Raw genomic sequence first — 15,528 nt, 5'->3', positions numbered from 1 at the left:
ACTTATACAACGACTCACTAAAAAGACACTGATATTGTAGAGCAGCCACCTTAAGCTAATGTATGTTTTAAGCCATTCATCTATGGCAAAAACGCTACCATCAATACGTTACTTCAGTGAGTCTAGCATGAGTTTAAAGCCATCTATTGCTAATCCCCAGCACCATTCGCCAGCTTCTTCTAAAGCACAAGCACCTCGCTCGCGTGGGGTAGGCAATCATAAAATCCCAAATGACCCTGAACTAAAAAACACGCTCAATCAAAGCCCTGAAACCAATGATGAGCATTCAGGCTCACTCGTTACTGTGTTGATTGCGGTTGGGGCCAACCTTGTGATTGCAATCGCAAAAACAGTTGCGGCCTTTATGACTGGCTCAGCTTCTATGATTGCGGAAGCAGCTCACTCATGGGCGGATGCTGGTAACGGCACATTGCTCATCGTCGCAGAAAAAAAGTCCATCAAACCTGCTGATAAAAGTCATCCGTTAGGCTATGGCAAAGAGTCTTATGTTTGGTCGATGATTGCTGCTTTCGGTGTGTTTACGGCAGGCTCAATTGTCTCTATTTATACAGGTATCAAGGAATGGAATGCTACTGAGTCTGAGACTAACTATACAATTGGCTTTATTGTATTGGCAGTGGCATTTGTGCTCGAAGGAATCTCATTGGTTCAGGCGTACAGACAAAGTAAAAAGCATGGTGAGGCACTTGATATCAGTGCACTTGGCTATGTCGTAGATACTTCTAATCCAACATTGCGCGGTGTGTTCTTTGAAGATTTAGCAGCGGTTATCGGTTTGGTGATTGCCGCTGCTGCCATGGGTATGCATGCGTATACAGGTGAGCCATATTGGGATGCGTTAGGGTCTATCATTGTCGGTCTACTACTGGGCATCGTCGCCATATTTTTGATCAGTCGTAACCGTGATTTTTTAGTTGGACATAGAGTCACTGACCGTATGCATGAATACGTTTTAAGTGAGCTGCTCAATCATCCAGATATCGATAGTGTGTCCTACCTGCACTTAGAGTGGGTCGGCCCGAAAAAGATATTTATGGTGGCGGCAGTAGACATAGCAGGTAATCAAAAAGAAGAGCATATTGCTCAGAAGTTTGAAGAAATTGAAAACCTATTTAGAAGTAATCCAGTGTTTCAAGAGGCTATCTTGACACTGTCAGAACCTAACGCAGATATTTTGACTTTACCTGATATAGTCACTCCACTATAGAAGTGTGGTAATGTTAACCTCGCTTAAAATATTCAATGTACATCTACCCTCGGTTACCTTATACTACCTTTAAATTTAATCAACTATAGTCTACTAAAAAACAGCTAATAAACCATAAGGCAATAATGATATGAGAACTTTATTTAAGAGCGCTACACTGAAGAACACTGTATTCGCTATATCGTTAAGTATTAGTGCTGTCAGTTTAATGGCGGTGCCAACGATATCGGTACAAGCGGCAGTACCAACGGATGCTTCTCTATTAAAGCTCATTGAGGTGACTAAAGTCGTTGAGATGATGAATGACATGTCTAGTGACAGTGGGATCACAGATCAAGTGACGCAATCTATATTGTCTTCACTGCCTACTGACAATTTGAGTATGGAGCAGCATCAAAGTTTAGAAGCTATAGTTAGTAAATATAGTCAGGAAATGATAGATGGTAGTAATAGAGCCTCTATGAATCAACAAATCGTCGACCTATATGTCCAAACTGCTAAGCAGCATTTTAATCAAGAAGAAGTTGATGCGCAGATAGATTTTTATAGTAGTAAAACGGGCCAAAATATTATTGATAAACAGCCAGATATGATGAAAGACTATATGGCACAAGTAATGCCTATTGTTATGGAATCTACTATGAAAAAGGTACGAGATATTATGCCAAAAATGGCTGCAGATATTAAAGCTCTTAAACTTGACGAGTAGCTTAGACTTGTTAATAAGGAATTTTATCTGTCTAAAATTTCGTGATTCACAAAAATTATAAGCACGAAAAAGCCGTCAACTATGACGGCTTTTTTATAACTTTAATAAGTATTCAGTTCAAGTGTTATTAGTTCTTTGGTGAGTTTGCCCCAATGAACCATGCATCTTTGTCGATAATACGACTTGCTTCTGTAAATAAGTCAGCGGTGTCTTCATCACCTGCATCGCCAGCAGTAGCAATTGCTTCACGCAAAGTTTCTGCGACTTTCTTGTAGCGGCTAGTTAGCTCACGAACATGCTGATCTACTTCAGCGATGTCAGTTGGGTAGTCGTTTAAGATAGACTCTTTTACTACTCGACTCGCCAAACCGTTAGGCTGACCACCCAAGATCACGATGCGTTCTGCAATAGTATCCGATACTTCAAGAATACGCTCTGATGTTTCGTCTAACAGTTGATGCACACCAATGAAACCTTTACCTTGCAGGTTCCAATGGCACTGCTTGCCATCTAGCGTTAAATCGATAACGTTTGCTAGGTTAGCGTTTAACAAATCAATCATTTTTTTTGCAGTTTCGTCTGAAATACCACTTGCGTAACGTTCTCTCATAATTTACTCCATCATTTATTTAAAATTATTATATTGAATAAAAGTTCAATGTGTTTTTGTTGGTCTTCTATTTGATGACAGTCAGTGTAAAACTAATCATATGAATTGCTATATAGCTATTAATTCACTTGTATTGAAAAGTCATCAACTTGTTAATTCAAGAACGATAATAGCAGCTTAAATCAATGTTGGAACCCTTGAGTTTTAGGCTTTGTTAGGTGGTCGTGTAACGAGTTTGTTAACCATGAAAAACTTTGTAAATTTATCGAATACTGTGTGCGCTTTTTACAACGACGTAAGTTTTATCCGCTAATATTGAGCTTTATCTCCTAATAAACAGTACATCTATACACTTATATTTTGGGTAGTGAGACAGCGTTTTAAACATAAGATGAGACTCCTTATTCTCCTTTAAAAACCGCTACTCAGGCCCCATATTGTTATAAACCTTAAGAAGAAGAAAGCCATTATGCGAATGCCTGAACCACGCTCATCGCGTCAGTTAAATCAATTGGCCACTCAGCTCCAAGGCGAAGCTGAAATTAGTGGTGTTAATGCGTCAGGGACGCAAATATCGAGTCGTGCCTTTGAGATGGTTACCGACTTTGAGCCAGCCGGTGATCAGCCGCAAGCCATCAAAAAACTGGTTAACGGTATTAATTCAGACATGGACGAGCAGTTGTTGTTGGGTGTGACTGGTTCTGGTAAGACCTATACTATGGCGAAGGTCATCTCTGAGACGCAGCGTCCGACTATTATCATGGCACATAACAAAACACTTGCCGCGCAGCTATATGGTGAGTTCAAATCGTTTTTCCCTAATAATGCTGTTGAATACTTTGTCAGCTACTATGACTATTATCAGCCAGAAGCGTATGTCGCTGCCAGTGACACTTTTATCGAAAAAGACAGTGCTATTAACGATCATATTGATCAGATGCGCCTGTCCGCCACGCGTGCTTTATTAGAGCGTCGTGATGCGATTATTGTCGCTTCGGTATCGTGTATCTATGGTTTGGGTGATCCAGAAAGCTACCTAAAAATGCTGCTGCATGTTGTCGTGGGCGACAACATCGACCGTACGGCGACTATTAAGCGTTTGGTTGAGATGCAATACACACGTAATGAGCTAGACTTCGGCCGTGGTACGTATCGCTTGCGTGGAGAGCTATTAGATATATATCCTGCTGAGTCTGAGCAGTTAGCGGTGCGCGTGCATTTATTTGATAATGAAGTTGAAAAAATTACGTGGTTTGATCCATTAACGGGTAAGACGGTACGCAGTGTGCCGCGTATTACTATTTACCCGAAATCGCATTATGTGACGCCGCGCAATAAATTAGAAGCTGCCAGTCATACGATTCGTGAAGAGCTAGAACCACGATTAGAGTACTTTCGCGACAATAATAAGCTAATTGAAGCGCAGCGCCTTAAAGAGCGTACCCAGTATGATCTTGAGATGATTCAGCAGCTTGGTTACTGTAACGGGATCGAAAACTATTCACAGCATCTCTCTGGTCGTCCATCGGGAGAAGCGCCGCCGACGTTGTTTGATTATATTCCAGAAGATGCCTTGCTGTTCCTTGACGAGTCACACGTGACTGTTTCCCAGATTGGCGCGATGTATAAAGGCGATAGATCACGCAAAGAAAACTTGGTCAATTATGGTTTTAGATTACCAAGTGCGATGAATAACCGCCCAATGAAGTTTGAAGAGTGGGAACGTATTAAACCCAAAACCATTTATGTCAGTGCTACGCCAGCCCTATACGAGCTTGAGAATAGCGAGCAAGTGGTTGAACAGGTCGTCCGTCCGACTGGTTTGATTGACCCTGAGATTGAGATACGTCCCGTCTTGACGCAAGTCGATGATGTGTTGTCAGAGATTACCAAACGCCGTGAGAAAGACGAGCGTGTACTGATTACTACATTGACTAAGCGCATGTCGGAAGATTTAACCAGTTACCTTAAAGAATACGATGTAAAAGTCGCGTATCTACATTCGGACATCGACACTGTTGAGCGTATGCAGATTATTCATGAGCTCCGTACAGGCGTGCATGATGTATTGGTCGGCATTAACTTACTGCGTGAAGGCTTGGATATGCCTGAAGTGTCACTGGTAGCGATATTTGATGCCGATAAAGAAGGCTTCTTACGTTCTGAGCGTTCACTTATTCAGACCATTGGTCGTGCCGCACGTCATTTGAATGGTAAAGCTATTCTCTACGCTGATCGTATTACACCAAGTATGCAAAAGGCGATAGATGAGACCGATCGTCGCCGTGACAAGCAGATTGCCTTCAACCTTGAGCATAATATTACGCCAAAAGGTGCTCGCCGTAGTATTACGGATAAGATTGATACAGGTGAAAGCTTGGATGCCAACGACAACCAAGCTATCCCAGTTAAGAGTAACTTGCCAGATGTCGATATCAATATCTTACGTAGTCCTGATTTGCTTGCGAAAGAAATTAAACGATTAGAAAAGCAAATGCAGCAAATGTCGCGTGACCTGAAGTTTGAAGAAGCAGCAAAAACGCGTGATAAAGTGCTTGAGTTAAAAGCACATTTAATTTGATAGATTAGGACAGATACAGAAAAAGTGAGGTACTTAGGAAGTATCTCACTTTTTTTATGATTTATTGAATATTGGAGTGCGCAGAATGCTTGTAATACAGCGCATTGCCACTTACCATATTCGCATAAAACTCACCATCCATACAATATTCCAAAAATTTAAGTCGCAAGCGAAAAATCTGAGCGCGAGTAAGGCGCTAGTGATGCTTGCTGTTCTCATAGATCACATTGTCAACACAGACTAAATTTTTGGAATGGACATAATCTAGGCGTATTATTCATTGTGCTTACCAACAACTTAATAGAATTAAATTCTAACGAAAACTCACTCGGCATGTCAGATGCTGCCAAACAAGCCGTTATCGACTCTTTAGACATTGGCTTTCGTTATCCTGATGACCAGCGTGCGGCACTGATTACTAAGGTCGCTAAGATAAATGGTGTGTCGGAGAGCCAAATCTCACTGGGCAGTGGCTCTAGTGAAAATATCCGTACCGTCGTCCAAATGCTACAACATAAAGCATTGGTAGAAGGCAAAAAAATTCAAGTCATCGTGCCGCATCCAACTTTTGCCTATGCTGAGTTATATGCGATATCTATTGATGTGCCTGTGGTAAAAGTACCACTGACTACTGAAAATTATGACTTTGACTTACAAAGCATGCAAAAAGTCGCTGATGACTTTGATGGGATTAGCTTGTTTTATTTATGCAATCCAAATAATCCAACTTCGACTATTACGGACACAGTAAAGCTCAAAAAATGGGTAGAAAGTGCGCCAGACAACCATTATTTTTTACTAGACGAGGCTTATTCAGAGTATGTGACTGATCCAAGTTTTGAAAGTGGTATTGAGTGGGTAAGGCAACAACGTTCAGAGAATCTTATTATCGTACGTACTTTTTCAAAATTATGTGCACTTGCTGGCATGCGTGTCGGCTATGCAGTTGCTAACCCGAAAATGATTACCAAACTAGAGGCTTTTATCTCGATTGATAATACCAATTTGTCAGGCGCTGTCGCTGCGTTAGCGACTTTGGATGATGACGCGTTTTTGGCATTGAGCTTGCGGACGACCAATCAATCGCGTCAGATGGTTGAGCAAACATTGGATGAGCTTGGTTTACGTTACTTGCCCTCGCAGGCGAGCTTTGTATTTCATGAGATAAAAGGCGATGTACAAACCTATATCGATAGGATGCGCGAACATGGGATTGCGGTTGGACGTGAATTTGCGCCTATTGTTGGTTTTAATCGTTTAACGCTTGGTAGACCTGATGAGATGGCAGTATTTGTAGAGGTACTCAAATCATTTCGTGAGAAGGGCTGGGTCTAATTCAGTCAGTCAATGCAGTTCGATAATATGAAAGGGGGGTGCTAACTGGCAGCGCTCTTTTTTAGGTATATTTTTATAGACCTATTTTGCTGAACATATATTGAAGCTAAGATTAACCACACATTTTTACCAACATCAAACGCAGTTTTACATATCGCCCCTTAAATAATCTGATGCTATCTTATAGGATGACTGAGTAAAGCATGACCCGTTAATCACACAGATGAATATTGGATAGCAGCCACAGTGCTCGACATGCTCACGTATCTTATAATTATAAAGTTAGGGATGTATCTATGTTTGATATCAAATCGTTTTTTAAACGAGAAGTAGAAAAAAAACTCATTGATGTAGATGATTACATTTTTATGCCAGAACGTGTAGAGATGGAAATCGAAGGCGGACTATTAAATTGCGTGTTGAACAGTGATGGACGCGTAGATATTTTTTATAGTAAAGATGGCGTCACTGAGGTTGGTTCAGCTTCGCGTAAGCATCCGTTTACTGCATTTGAAAAAGAGCTATATCACGGTATTTACGATGATGTCATCCATGATTTAATCAAGGAAGTAGACAAAATTATCGAGAGCTCTTCGAAATACTTCCGCCGCAGCCAAGCATTGCCTCTCACTGCTTCTATAACGTCTCAACCGTCTGAGACAAACAAGTTTTAGGCTCATCAGTAGAATTAAAACATTAGCAATAAAAAGGGTGCGCTATGTATAACGCACCCTTTTTATTACTTTTTATTTTTATGAATAACGCAATTTACCTTCTATTGCACAAAGCTTGTATAGCAACTTTGGATAGATTTTGCGACCACTTCTGATACTAACTGGGTGCGATAGCTTGAGTCAATAGCGGCATTGCCCAATTCAACGATAGTGACTTGCTGAGGCGCTTGCTCACTCACACATCCACAAACATTGGTTTTAACCGTTTCTTGCTGTGCTTCAGTCATTGCAGCACTTGCTACACGCCATGCGTTTTGGTTTTCAATTTCGCTACGACATTGCGTATCAATCGCTGATGTTAATACATTCATACCAATGCTACTTGCAGTTGTTATGGCTGTGTTAGCACTAGTGCTGCCACCTGTAGTCGTACCAGTACCCGTTGATGTACAGCCAGCTAGAGCAAGAGTGGCAAGCATAGCGGTTGAAGCCAAAAGTTTTTTCATGGGTTAACTCCTCAGAGTAGTTGATAGTTTTGGACGTTCATCTTATCAGTAAAACCTATTAATGACATCATTAACCCATGGCTCATACCATTTTCTAATCGTAGAATCAAAAAAACCAGCTAAGTAATTACCTAGCTGGTTTAATAGGGAATAAGTAAGCTATCTATCTCTTTTATACGTTTTTACCGTGTTCCTTTTGCTGAATATCTTTTGCCAACTTATAGCATTCGTTGATATGGTCATTAGCGATTTTTTTAAAAATCGTATAGCCCATGGTTGCAGCAACCAGTTGACCACCAAGTGGGATAAATTTAGTCACTTGTTTGGCGGCGATACGACCACCGAAACCTTGAATGGTTTTTTTGACGATACCGCGTGTCGCCATTAGACCAGCGAAATCTACGGTACGATCTTTTACTGCGCTCCAATGCACTTCACGTGACTCTAGATTAATGGCTGATTGACGGTCTTCAATGAGACCAAAGCGCTCACTAATCTCTGGAATTAATTGGGTCAACATGCCCGCATCGACTGCAACATCAAAAAATGGTACTGGAACAACAGCTACACCAGCAGAAACTCTAGCGCGTTTTTTTACCATTCCCTGACATTCTTTTTTAATTTTATCAAGATCTAGGTTAGGGTCGATAGTATTTGGAAGTTTTTCAGCAACTGGTGTGGTTTTCATAAAGCGTCCTTATAAATAATTAAAATATAGATGATAAAAAGTTCAATAGATAACAAATTTTTCAGTTGCTTACTATTCTATGGATTTATGCGTGGCTTACAATCATTGCTTTGTAGCAAAATGAATGAAATTACTCACACTGTGCACCTTTTTTGTAAGTAATGAAGTGAAGTTGGTTTATACAAGCTATAGAAATAGCCGTATCAATTATCGCTAATTTACGGTCATTACTTAACAGATTGTACAATGCTTAATGATATACAAAGGTAGTATAAATTGTCATTGTGACCCTCTACTAAAGCCAGTAGAATACGCTCATGCTAAATTTAACCCCCCGTTATACCAGCACTCGCATCGACGAGTTGCCCGCCGCGCTGCAACCACTTGCCGCTGAATCATTCACGCTTGCCCGTTTGTATGCAGGGCGAGGTATCACAACGCCTGATGAGCTGACGACCAGTTTAGCTGGTCTATTGCCTGCTGAGGCCCTGCACGGTGTCACTGAAGCTGTGTGTTTATTAGACCTGGCGATTGACGAGCGTCAGCGTATTCTAATCGTTGGTGATTTTGACTGTGATGGTGCAACCAGTACAGCACTAATGATGCGCGCGCTCACGAAGATGGGTGCAGTCGTTGATTTCCTAGTGCCAGATCGCTTTAAGTACGGTTATGGTCTGACGCCAGAGATTGTCGAGTTAGGTGTTGAGACTTTCCAACCAGACGTGATAGTAACAGTTGATAATGGCATCTCAAGTCATGAAGGGGTAGCGCGTGCCCAAGCTGATGGTATCACAGTGATTATCACTGATCATCATCTCACGACCAAAGAGACGCCACCTGCGGAAGCGGTGGTCAATCCCAATCAGTTATATTGTGATTTTGCTAGTAAGGCACTGGTCGGAGTCGGAGTCGCATTTTATGTGCTCGGACGGTTAGCAAAGCTACGCCGTGAAGCTGGCAAGTCTACGGTACAGGTTAGCCAATATCTGGATTTGGTCGCCCTTGGCACGATTGCAGATGTTGGGGTATTGGATAAAAATAATCGTATCTTGGTACATCACGGATTATCAGCCATTCGTCAAGGCCGCTGCTGTATGGGGATATTGGCATTGCTTGAGCAAGCTGGCCGTGATCCTAAACAGCTTCATGCACAGGATTTTGGTTTTGTGTTGGGCCCACGTATCAATGCCGCTGGGCGCATGGATAATATGCGTATCGGTATCGAGTGCTTATTAACAGAAGACTGGAGTACGGCACAACGTTTGGCACAAGAGCTTGAGCAGTTGAATCGCACACGTCGTCATGTAGAGGGCGAGATGCGTGCGCAAGCTGATAGTATCGTACAAGCATTGGCTACTGAAGACGATAGTACGAGTAGTGCCAGCAATGATAATGCCAGTAACGATGAGACAATCGTTCAAGTTGTCTCTACTGCTAAAGCGAGCAATAGAGGCGCGCGTAGTATTATTCTATATAAAGACGACTGGCATCAAGGAGTCATCGGTATTGTCGCTGGTCGATTGAAAGAGAGTCACTATCTACCCAGTATCGTTTTTGCGCCAGCAGACACTGAGCATACAGATGAAGACAGCGTCATCAAAGGTTCAGCACGGTCTATCCCAGGTATACACATTCGTGATGCGATTGAACAAGTTGCTGAGCGCCACCCTGACTTAATCAGTCATTTCGGCGGGCACGCGATGGCAGCAGGTCTGACCTTAAAGCGCCGTAACTTTGAGGCATTTGTCACAGCCTTTAACGAAGTAATGGCTCAAATGGATGATGAGGTCTTTGCAGAGCAAAAATTCACCGATGGACCTTTGCAAGCGAGCGACTTTAGCTTATGGTTTGCTGAGCATTTAGCTGATGCCAGTATTTGGGGTCATGGATTTGCGCCACCTATATTTGACGGTGTGTTTGAAGTTTTGAGCTTTAAGGTTTTAAAAGACAAACATCTTAAGCTATCACTGCGCTATCCAGACGTTCAATATCCGATAGAAGCAATTTGCTTTAATTTTGACAATGAAGCTTGGGATTACCGTGCTAAGCAAGTCCATTTGTTATTTCAGCTAGATATCAATGAATGGAATAGCAAGCAAAGTTTACAGCTGATGGTCAAAGACTTGGCTGTGGTAGAGCAAGGCTAAGTCAACAATGCTAAAACGACAATACTAGACGCGCTCAAATATGGGCGCGTTGGCATTCTCATTCTTCACACCTATTTAGGCTAGTGTCAGTATTTCCATTCTATTGTTGGAAACTGCCAATCGTAACGAATAGCCAGCATACGCAAGGTAAAAATCGTACTCATCGTAGAAATGTCAGCTACCCAATTTGTAACGCCTAATTGCCTTAGAGCAAAGTACAAAACACCACCTGTTAACGCCGCAGTGATGTAAATCTCTTGCTGTAGTACCAACGGAATCTCGTTGCAAATCATATCGCGAATGATACCACCAACCACGATGGTAATCACACCCAGTAATAGTGCCACTGGCACATTGGCGCCCATGTCATCAGCAATCTTGATACCTATTAGCGTAAAAGCTGACAAACCAATGGTATCGGAGAGTTTGAGGAATTTATCCACGCGTCTTGAGTTTGGATGAAAAAATATCTGCATCGCTAGCGAAGAGATCGTAATAAGGGTCAGGTAGCTCATATCTACCATCCAAAATAATGGATGACGATCTAGAATAACATCGCGTACTGTGCCGCCACCGATAGCGGTGACAATAGACACGAGCAGACAGCCGAAGACATCAAAGTTTTTGTGTTTGGCAAGTATCGTGCCTGAGATACTACAGGCGATAATACCGATCATATCAAATAAATATATCAAAGAGCCTGGGTCAAAAGTAGTGATCAGTACGGTAGGATCCAATACGATAGCCAACATGGGCAGTTCTCATTATTTTCAATTATCGTTAGTCAAACAAAAGCTACCTAAGCAGAGCTTTGCTCAATTAATCAATCAATCTACAAGACGTATAGAGGGCAAATGCCAGTCGAACCTAAGCGCTAGCATACGTACCGCAAATATGACAAATAACATAATAAATTCGTTGATACTGGCACTTACCCCAAAATACTGTAAGCACAAATAAGTCACCGACCCTGCGATACTGGCAGTAATATAAATCTCACGCTGTAGCACTAGAGGTATCTCATTACAGATGATATCACGCAGTAGACCACCAATAATGGCGGTCCAGACCCCCATCATAATAGCAATGAGAGGTGACATGTCTAGGGTTAGGGCCACCTTAAAACCAATCACACTAAAAGCTGCCAGTCCAATGGCATCGAAAAGCTTCAACGCATTATCAATCTTATGATAAAGGTGAAAGAAAATTTGTAAGATAAGAGAGGTCACCGTGATAACGATCACGTAATTAAGGTCGGTCATCCAAAATAGAGGGTGACGATCTAGAGCCATATCACGTAATGTGCCACCGCCGATAGCATTAACCATCGCCACTAAGATACAACCAGCGATATCAAAACCTTTATGCTGCGCCAGCAACGTCCCTGCAATGGCGCACGCAACAACGCCAACCATGTCCAATAAATATAATAGAATATCGGGAAAAATCAAAGCATTAACCATGGTTATATTGCCAAATCGTGATTATCAAAATGGTAGGGGTTGTTGTTTTAGCCATCTTTTGCAAACAGTATCAGTCCGATAATAATCAGCACGATACCGACTAAACCTAAGGGAAGTGGATTACCCAGCAGAATCATACCACCGACTAAAGCAAAGATGATCTCACTTGCTTGAGTTGAGTCAACGCCAGCAACTTCGCTTGAGGTTACTGCTTGCTCACGTGTATATAAGGACAGACTGGTTGCAGCCACGCCTGATAGCAGACCAACTGATTGCCAATAAGGTAGCTAATCTATGGCACTCTAGGTGTTCACACTTCGTATTTTTACTTGCCTTTAGCGTCTGCCCAAATAATTTTGTGTAGTTGCAGCTGAAAACGTACTGGCAAGGCATCAGCTAACATCCATTCCGCCAGTTCTCGCGCTAGTACAGGTACTTCAGGGCTGAGCTGTTCATCGACATCATCTGCGACATTAAACATTGGTGAGAACCACACCGTACCGACCAACTCGTTTAGCTTATGCTCGGTCAATTTAGCTTTTGCCCAGTCATAATCCTTACGATTCATAATGACGAACTTGATTTGGTCATGCTCGGTGAGATAGTTGAGATTTGACCATAAGTTTTTATCGACTTCGCCTGAGCTTGGCGTTTTAAGGTCCATCACCTTGCTGACTGCTGGCGGTACGTTTTCTACTGTGAGTGCGCCTGCTGTCTCAAGAGATATCTCGTAGCTATCACTCAGCAAACGTGTCATCAGCTCAATAGCATTCGGCTGTGCTAATGGCTCACCACCAGTCAGACAGATGCGCTTACAAGGATAGCCTTTGATAGTTTCTATGATGGTTTCTAATGATTGGCGTTCGCCGCCAGTAAAAGCATACTCGGTATCACAATAGACGCAGCGCAGCGGACAGCCCGTTAGACGCACAAATATCGTCGGCAAGCCTGAGGTGATTGCTTCACCTTGTAAGGAATAAAAAATCTCAGTCAGGCGCAATCCTGCTTCGGGGTCAGTGACAGGAATAGCGGCGGTGCGTAATAATGATTCACTCATAATATTTCAAATACAGTTAAAGGTCGATAAGGCGATAAAGCATTTATCAATCGTAATAAAAAAGGCAGGGGATTGTACGGATGGTTTTGTGTTTGCATAAAGCAAAACTAAAAGAGGATTATAACGTAACACGTTATATTAAGCTGCAAAAAAGATGCTGGAGTCATTCTCCAGCATCTTCATATAAAACAATATTATTCAATAAACAACGGTACGTGCTAAATATTTAGGCTAAGCGTAATAGCTCATTTACTGATGTTTTTGCACGAGTTTGCGCATCAACTTTTTTCACGATAATTGCAGCGTATAAGCTGTGCGTGCCATCTTCTGACGGTAAACTACCTGGTACGACAACAGAACCTGCTGGTACACGGCCACGATGGATCTCGCCAGTTTCGCGATCATAGATGCGAGTTGATTGACCGATGTAGACACCCATAGAGATGACAGCACCTTCTTCTACGATGACGCCTTCAACGATTTCAGAACGTGCACCGATGAAGCAGTTGTCTTCGATGATAGTAGGGTTTGCTTGCAATGGCTCTAATACGCCACCAATGCCAACGCCACCTGATAGATGGACGTTTTTACCGATTTGAGCACACGAACCAACAGTCGCCCATGTATCTACCATGGCGCCTTGGTCAACATAAGCACCGATATTGACATACGATGGCATTAATACCGCACCAGCTGCGATGAAAGATCCTTTACGAGCGATTGCTGGCGGCACAACACGTACGCCAGCTTCTTTGAACTGTGCCTCTGTCCAATCAGCAAACTTAGTCGGTACTTTGTCATAGAACTGCACATGCTCGCCAGCAGCTTGAACGTAGTTGTCGTTTAGACGGAAAGACAGTAATACCGCTTTTTTCGCCCATTGGTTGACAACCCATTCGCCATCTTTCTTTTCTGCAACGCGCAGGCTGCCATTATCTAATTGCTCAAGTACTTGTTCAACAGCGTCGCGTACATCTTGTGGCATAGTGCTTGGGCTATACTCGTTACGATTTTCAAAGGCTTGTTCGATGGTTTGTTGTAATGACATAAAAAAATCCTAAAATAAATGAAAGGGAGATTAATCTTAATGTTATGGTTACTGACTTATATGACCCAGCCTGAAGTAAAACTCAAGGTATGGCTCGGTCCAAAAACTTGCTCGCTGTATTGTCGCCAATTTGGCCGCTTTTAGCAAACGCGTTGAAGACCTTATTGTGACAATATTGAATGAGTTGTTTTTAGATGTCTTCTTAAAGCAACTCATTTATCATGATTTAATCGCCAGTCGTATTGGTCTCTATCCATTCTAAAATATCTTGATAGACAGTTTGTTTGTCTTTTTCGTGCAACACTTCATGGCGCATATTAGGGTATAGCTGGATATCGACATGACTGAAATTAAGCTTGTCCAAACGCGTGACAACCCTGCGTATACCGCGACCCATTTCACCGATTGGATCATCTTCACCGCTAATAAACAGCATCGGGAAGTTTTTGGCAATAGTAGTAGCCCAGTTTTTATTCAATCCAGTATCCATGAGCGTAAACAACGTCATAAAACCATTATTGGTAAAGTCAAAACCAGTTTGAGGGTCGGCTTCATAGGCTTCAATGTTTGCAGTATTTTCACTGAGCCACGCAAACTGTGAGGACGAGTTGCGATCAGGTAGTTGGCTATTGAGAACTTTGTTCATTACTTTAGCAAATATTGTATTCGGCTGTTTTGGTGCGACTTTGGCCAGTAGTTTATTAATGGGTAATAAAACCTTGGCCAGTGGGTTAGCATTTGCTGAACCCATTAAGATGGCGCCTGTAAAGTTGTGCGCATGATGTTTGAGTACATTACGCACGATAAACGACCCCATCGAGTGACCCATTACAAAATGTGGCACATCTGGATGACGGTCTTTTAGGCTATCTGCCATCACAATCACATCCTTTAGTAACGACTGTACTGGATGTTCTTCACCAAAAAACCCGAGATCGGTCTCGGTCTTGATAGTCTGTCCATGACCTAAATGATCGTAAGTTGCCACAGCAATACCATTGTCTGCCAAAAACTGTGCAAAATCACTATAGCGACCGCTGTGCTCTGCCATGCCATGCACAATCAGTAAAGTTGCGCTAATGTCGACGTCTTTGTTACTTGGTTCAAAAAAATCATGATGCAAGTAGTGAATATTATCAGAAGACAAAATATGGTCGTTACTGGTATCGGTGTTGGTACTCATGTAAGGTTCCTTGATTACTTATAATTTTCATTAATGGTTTTGACAATGTTTCTCAAATAATGGGTCAAGTAGCGCAATTTATCATGCGGCTCTTATAGTGTCCTATTGTACTGGGCGATGATAAATAATTTCACCTTATTTTATGATTTTAATTCAGTGATACAAAATATCGTTCTCGCAATAGCGAACAACGCAGTGACTATTGTTGAATCTGTATAAACCACATAATTCATTTACGCTCTTGCTGTGTACCCGCAACAGATTTGTCTTATTCATATGATACTTTTAAATGAGTTTTT

Annotated in this window: 14 protein-coding genes and 1 pseudogene; 6 read left to right on the top strand and 9 right to left on the bottom strand. The window is 42.0% G+C overall.

Annotated elements, in window-relative coordinates; genetic code table 11:
- Positions 1-127: 127 nt before the first annotated feature.
- Positions 128-1,228, top strand: a complete 1,101-nt coding sequence (locus ACT3QQ_RS07715; RefSeq protein ID WP_444527544.1) for a cation diffusion facilitator family transporter — start codon at positions 128-130, stop codon at positions 1,226-1,228.
- 130 nt (positions 1,229-1,358) lie between these two features.
- A complete protein-coding gene (locus ACT3QQ_RS07710) occupies positions 1,359-1,937 on the top strand; it encodes a DUF2059 domain-containing protein (RefSeq protein WP_444521290.1) in 579 nt (192 codons plus the stop codon).
- Between the two features lie 127 nt (positions 1,938-2,064).
- Here the strand turns inward: ACT3QQ_RS07710 and dps are convergent, their stop codons facing one another.
- Positions 2,065-2,547: a DNA starvation/stationary phase protection protein Dps gene (gene dps, locus ACT3QQ_RS07705; protein ID WP_444527543.1), complete on the bottom strand. Its 483-nt coding sequence runs from the start codon at positions 2,545-2,547 to the stop codon at positions 2,065-2,067.
- A 469-nt stretch (positions 2,548-3,016) separates the two neighbouring features.
- Between dps and uvrB the strand changes: the two genes are divergently transcribed.
- The 3 genes from uvrB (at position 3,017) to ACT3QQ_RS07690 (ending at position 7,137) form a co-directional block, all read left to right on the top strand.
- Positions 3,017-5,128 (top strand): excinuclease ABC subunit UvrB, encoded by a 2,112-nt coding sequence (uvrB, locus tag ACT3QQ_RS07700; RefSeq protein ID WP_444527542.1) that lies wholly within the window; start codon positions 3,017-3,019, stop codon positions 5,126-5,128.
- 282 nt (positions 5,129-5,410) lie between these two features.
- Positions 5,411-6,463, top strand: a complete 1,053-nt coding sequence (locus tag ACT3QQ_RS07695; protein ID WP_444527541.1) for a pyridoxal phosphate-dependent aminotransferase — start codon at positions 5,411-5,413, stop codon at positions 6,461-6,463.
- A gap of 296 nt (positions 6,464-6,759) precedes the next feature.
- Entirely contained in the window at positions 6,760-7,137 is a 378-nt protein-coding gene (locus ACT3QQ_RS07690) for a hypothetical protein (RefSeq protein ID WP_444527540.1), read from the top strand.
- A gap of 101 nt (positions 7,138-7,238) precedes the next feature.
- Here ACT3QQ_RS07690 and ACT3QQ_RS07685 read toward each other — a convergent pair whose 3' ends face one another.
- A complete protein-coding gene (locus ACT3QQ_RS07685; RefSeq protein WP_444527539.1) occupies positions 7,239-7,643 on the bottom strand; it encodes a hypothetical protein in 405 nt (134 codons plus the stop codon).
- A 172-nt stretch (positions 7,644-7,815) separates the two neighbouring features.
- Positions 7,816-8,331, bottom strand: a complete 516-nt coding sequence (locus tag ACT3QQ_RS07680; RefSeq protein WP_444521297.1) for a hypothetical protein — start codon at positions 8,329-8,331, stop codon at positions 7,816-7,818.
- 317 nt (positions 8,332-8,648) lie between these two features.
- On the opposite strand from ACT3QQ_RS07680, the gene recJ reads away from it, so the two are divergent.
- Positions 8,649-10,478: a single-stranded-DNA-specific exonuclease RecJ gene (recJ, locus tag ACT3QQ_RS07675; RefSeq protein WP_444527538.1), complete on the top strand. Its 1,830-nt coding sequence runs from the start codon at positions 8,649-8,651 to the stop codon at positions 10,476-10,478.
- Between the two features lie 86 nt (positions 10,479-10,564).
- Here the strand turns inward: recJ and ACT3QQ_RS07670 are convergent, their stop codons facing one another.
- The 6 genes and pseudogenes from ACT3QQ_RS07670 to ACT3QQ_RS07645 form a co-directional block, all read right to left on the bottom strand.
- On the bottom strand, positions 10,565-11,230 hold the full coding sequence (locus ACT3QQ_RS07670) for a trimeric intracellular cation channel family protein (protein WP_444523222.1): 666 nt from the start codon (positions 11,228-11,230) through the stop codon (positions 10,565-10,567).
- Between the two features lie 75 nt (positions 11,231-11,305).
- The gene (locus tag ACT3QQ_RS07665; RefSeq protein WP_444527537.1) at positions 11,306-11,941 is read right to left on the bottom strand and encodes a trimeric intracellular cation channel family protein; all 636 of its coding nucleotides are present in this window, start codon (positions 11,939-11,941) and stop codon (positions 11,306-11,308) included.
- Positions 11,942-11,988: 47 nt separating this feature from the next.
- Positions 11,989-12,210: pseudogene (locus tag ACT3QQ_RS07660) on the bottom strand (multidrug resistance efflux transporter family protein); the annotation flags it as partial.
- Between the two features lie 56 nt (positions 12,211-12,266).
- Complete coding sequence (queE, locus tag ACT3QQ_RS07655; protein WP_444527536.1) at positions 12,267-12,998, bottom strand: 7-carboxy-7-deazaguanine synthase QueE; 732 nt, start codon at positions 12,996-12,998, stop codon at positions 12,267-12,269.
- A 226-nt stretch (positions 12,999-13,224) separates the two neighbouring features.
- A complete protein-coding gene (gene dapD, locus ACT3QQ_RS07650) occupies positions 13,225-14,046 on the bottom strand; it encodes a 2,3,4,5-tetrahydropyridine-2,6-dicarboxylate N-succinyltransferase (RefSeq protein ID WP_444527535.1) in 822 nt (273 codons plus the stop codon).
- Between the two features lie 226 nt (positions 14,047-14,272).
- Positions 14,273-15,229 carry an alpha/beta fold hydrolase gene (locus ACT3QQ_RS07645; RefSeq protein WP_444527534.1) on the bottom strand — a complete coding sequence of 319 codons (957 nt, stop codon included), beginning with the start codon at positions 15,227-15,229 and terminating at the stop codon, positions 14,273-14,275.
- Between the last annotated feature and the right edge of the window lie 299 nt (positions 15,230-15,528).

It is taken from the genome of Psychrobacter sp. AOP7-A1-24 (assembly GCF_052376235.1).
GTDB lineage: Bacteria > Pseudomonadota > Gammaproteobacteria > Pseudomonadales > Moraxellaceae > Psychrobacter.
Note: the sequence above shows the minus strand (reverse complement) of the source record. Positions and strands in the feature narration are given on the sequence as shown.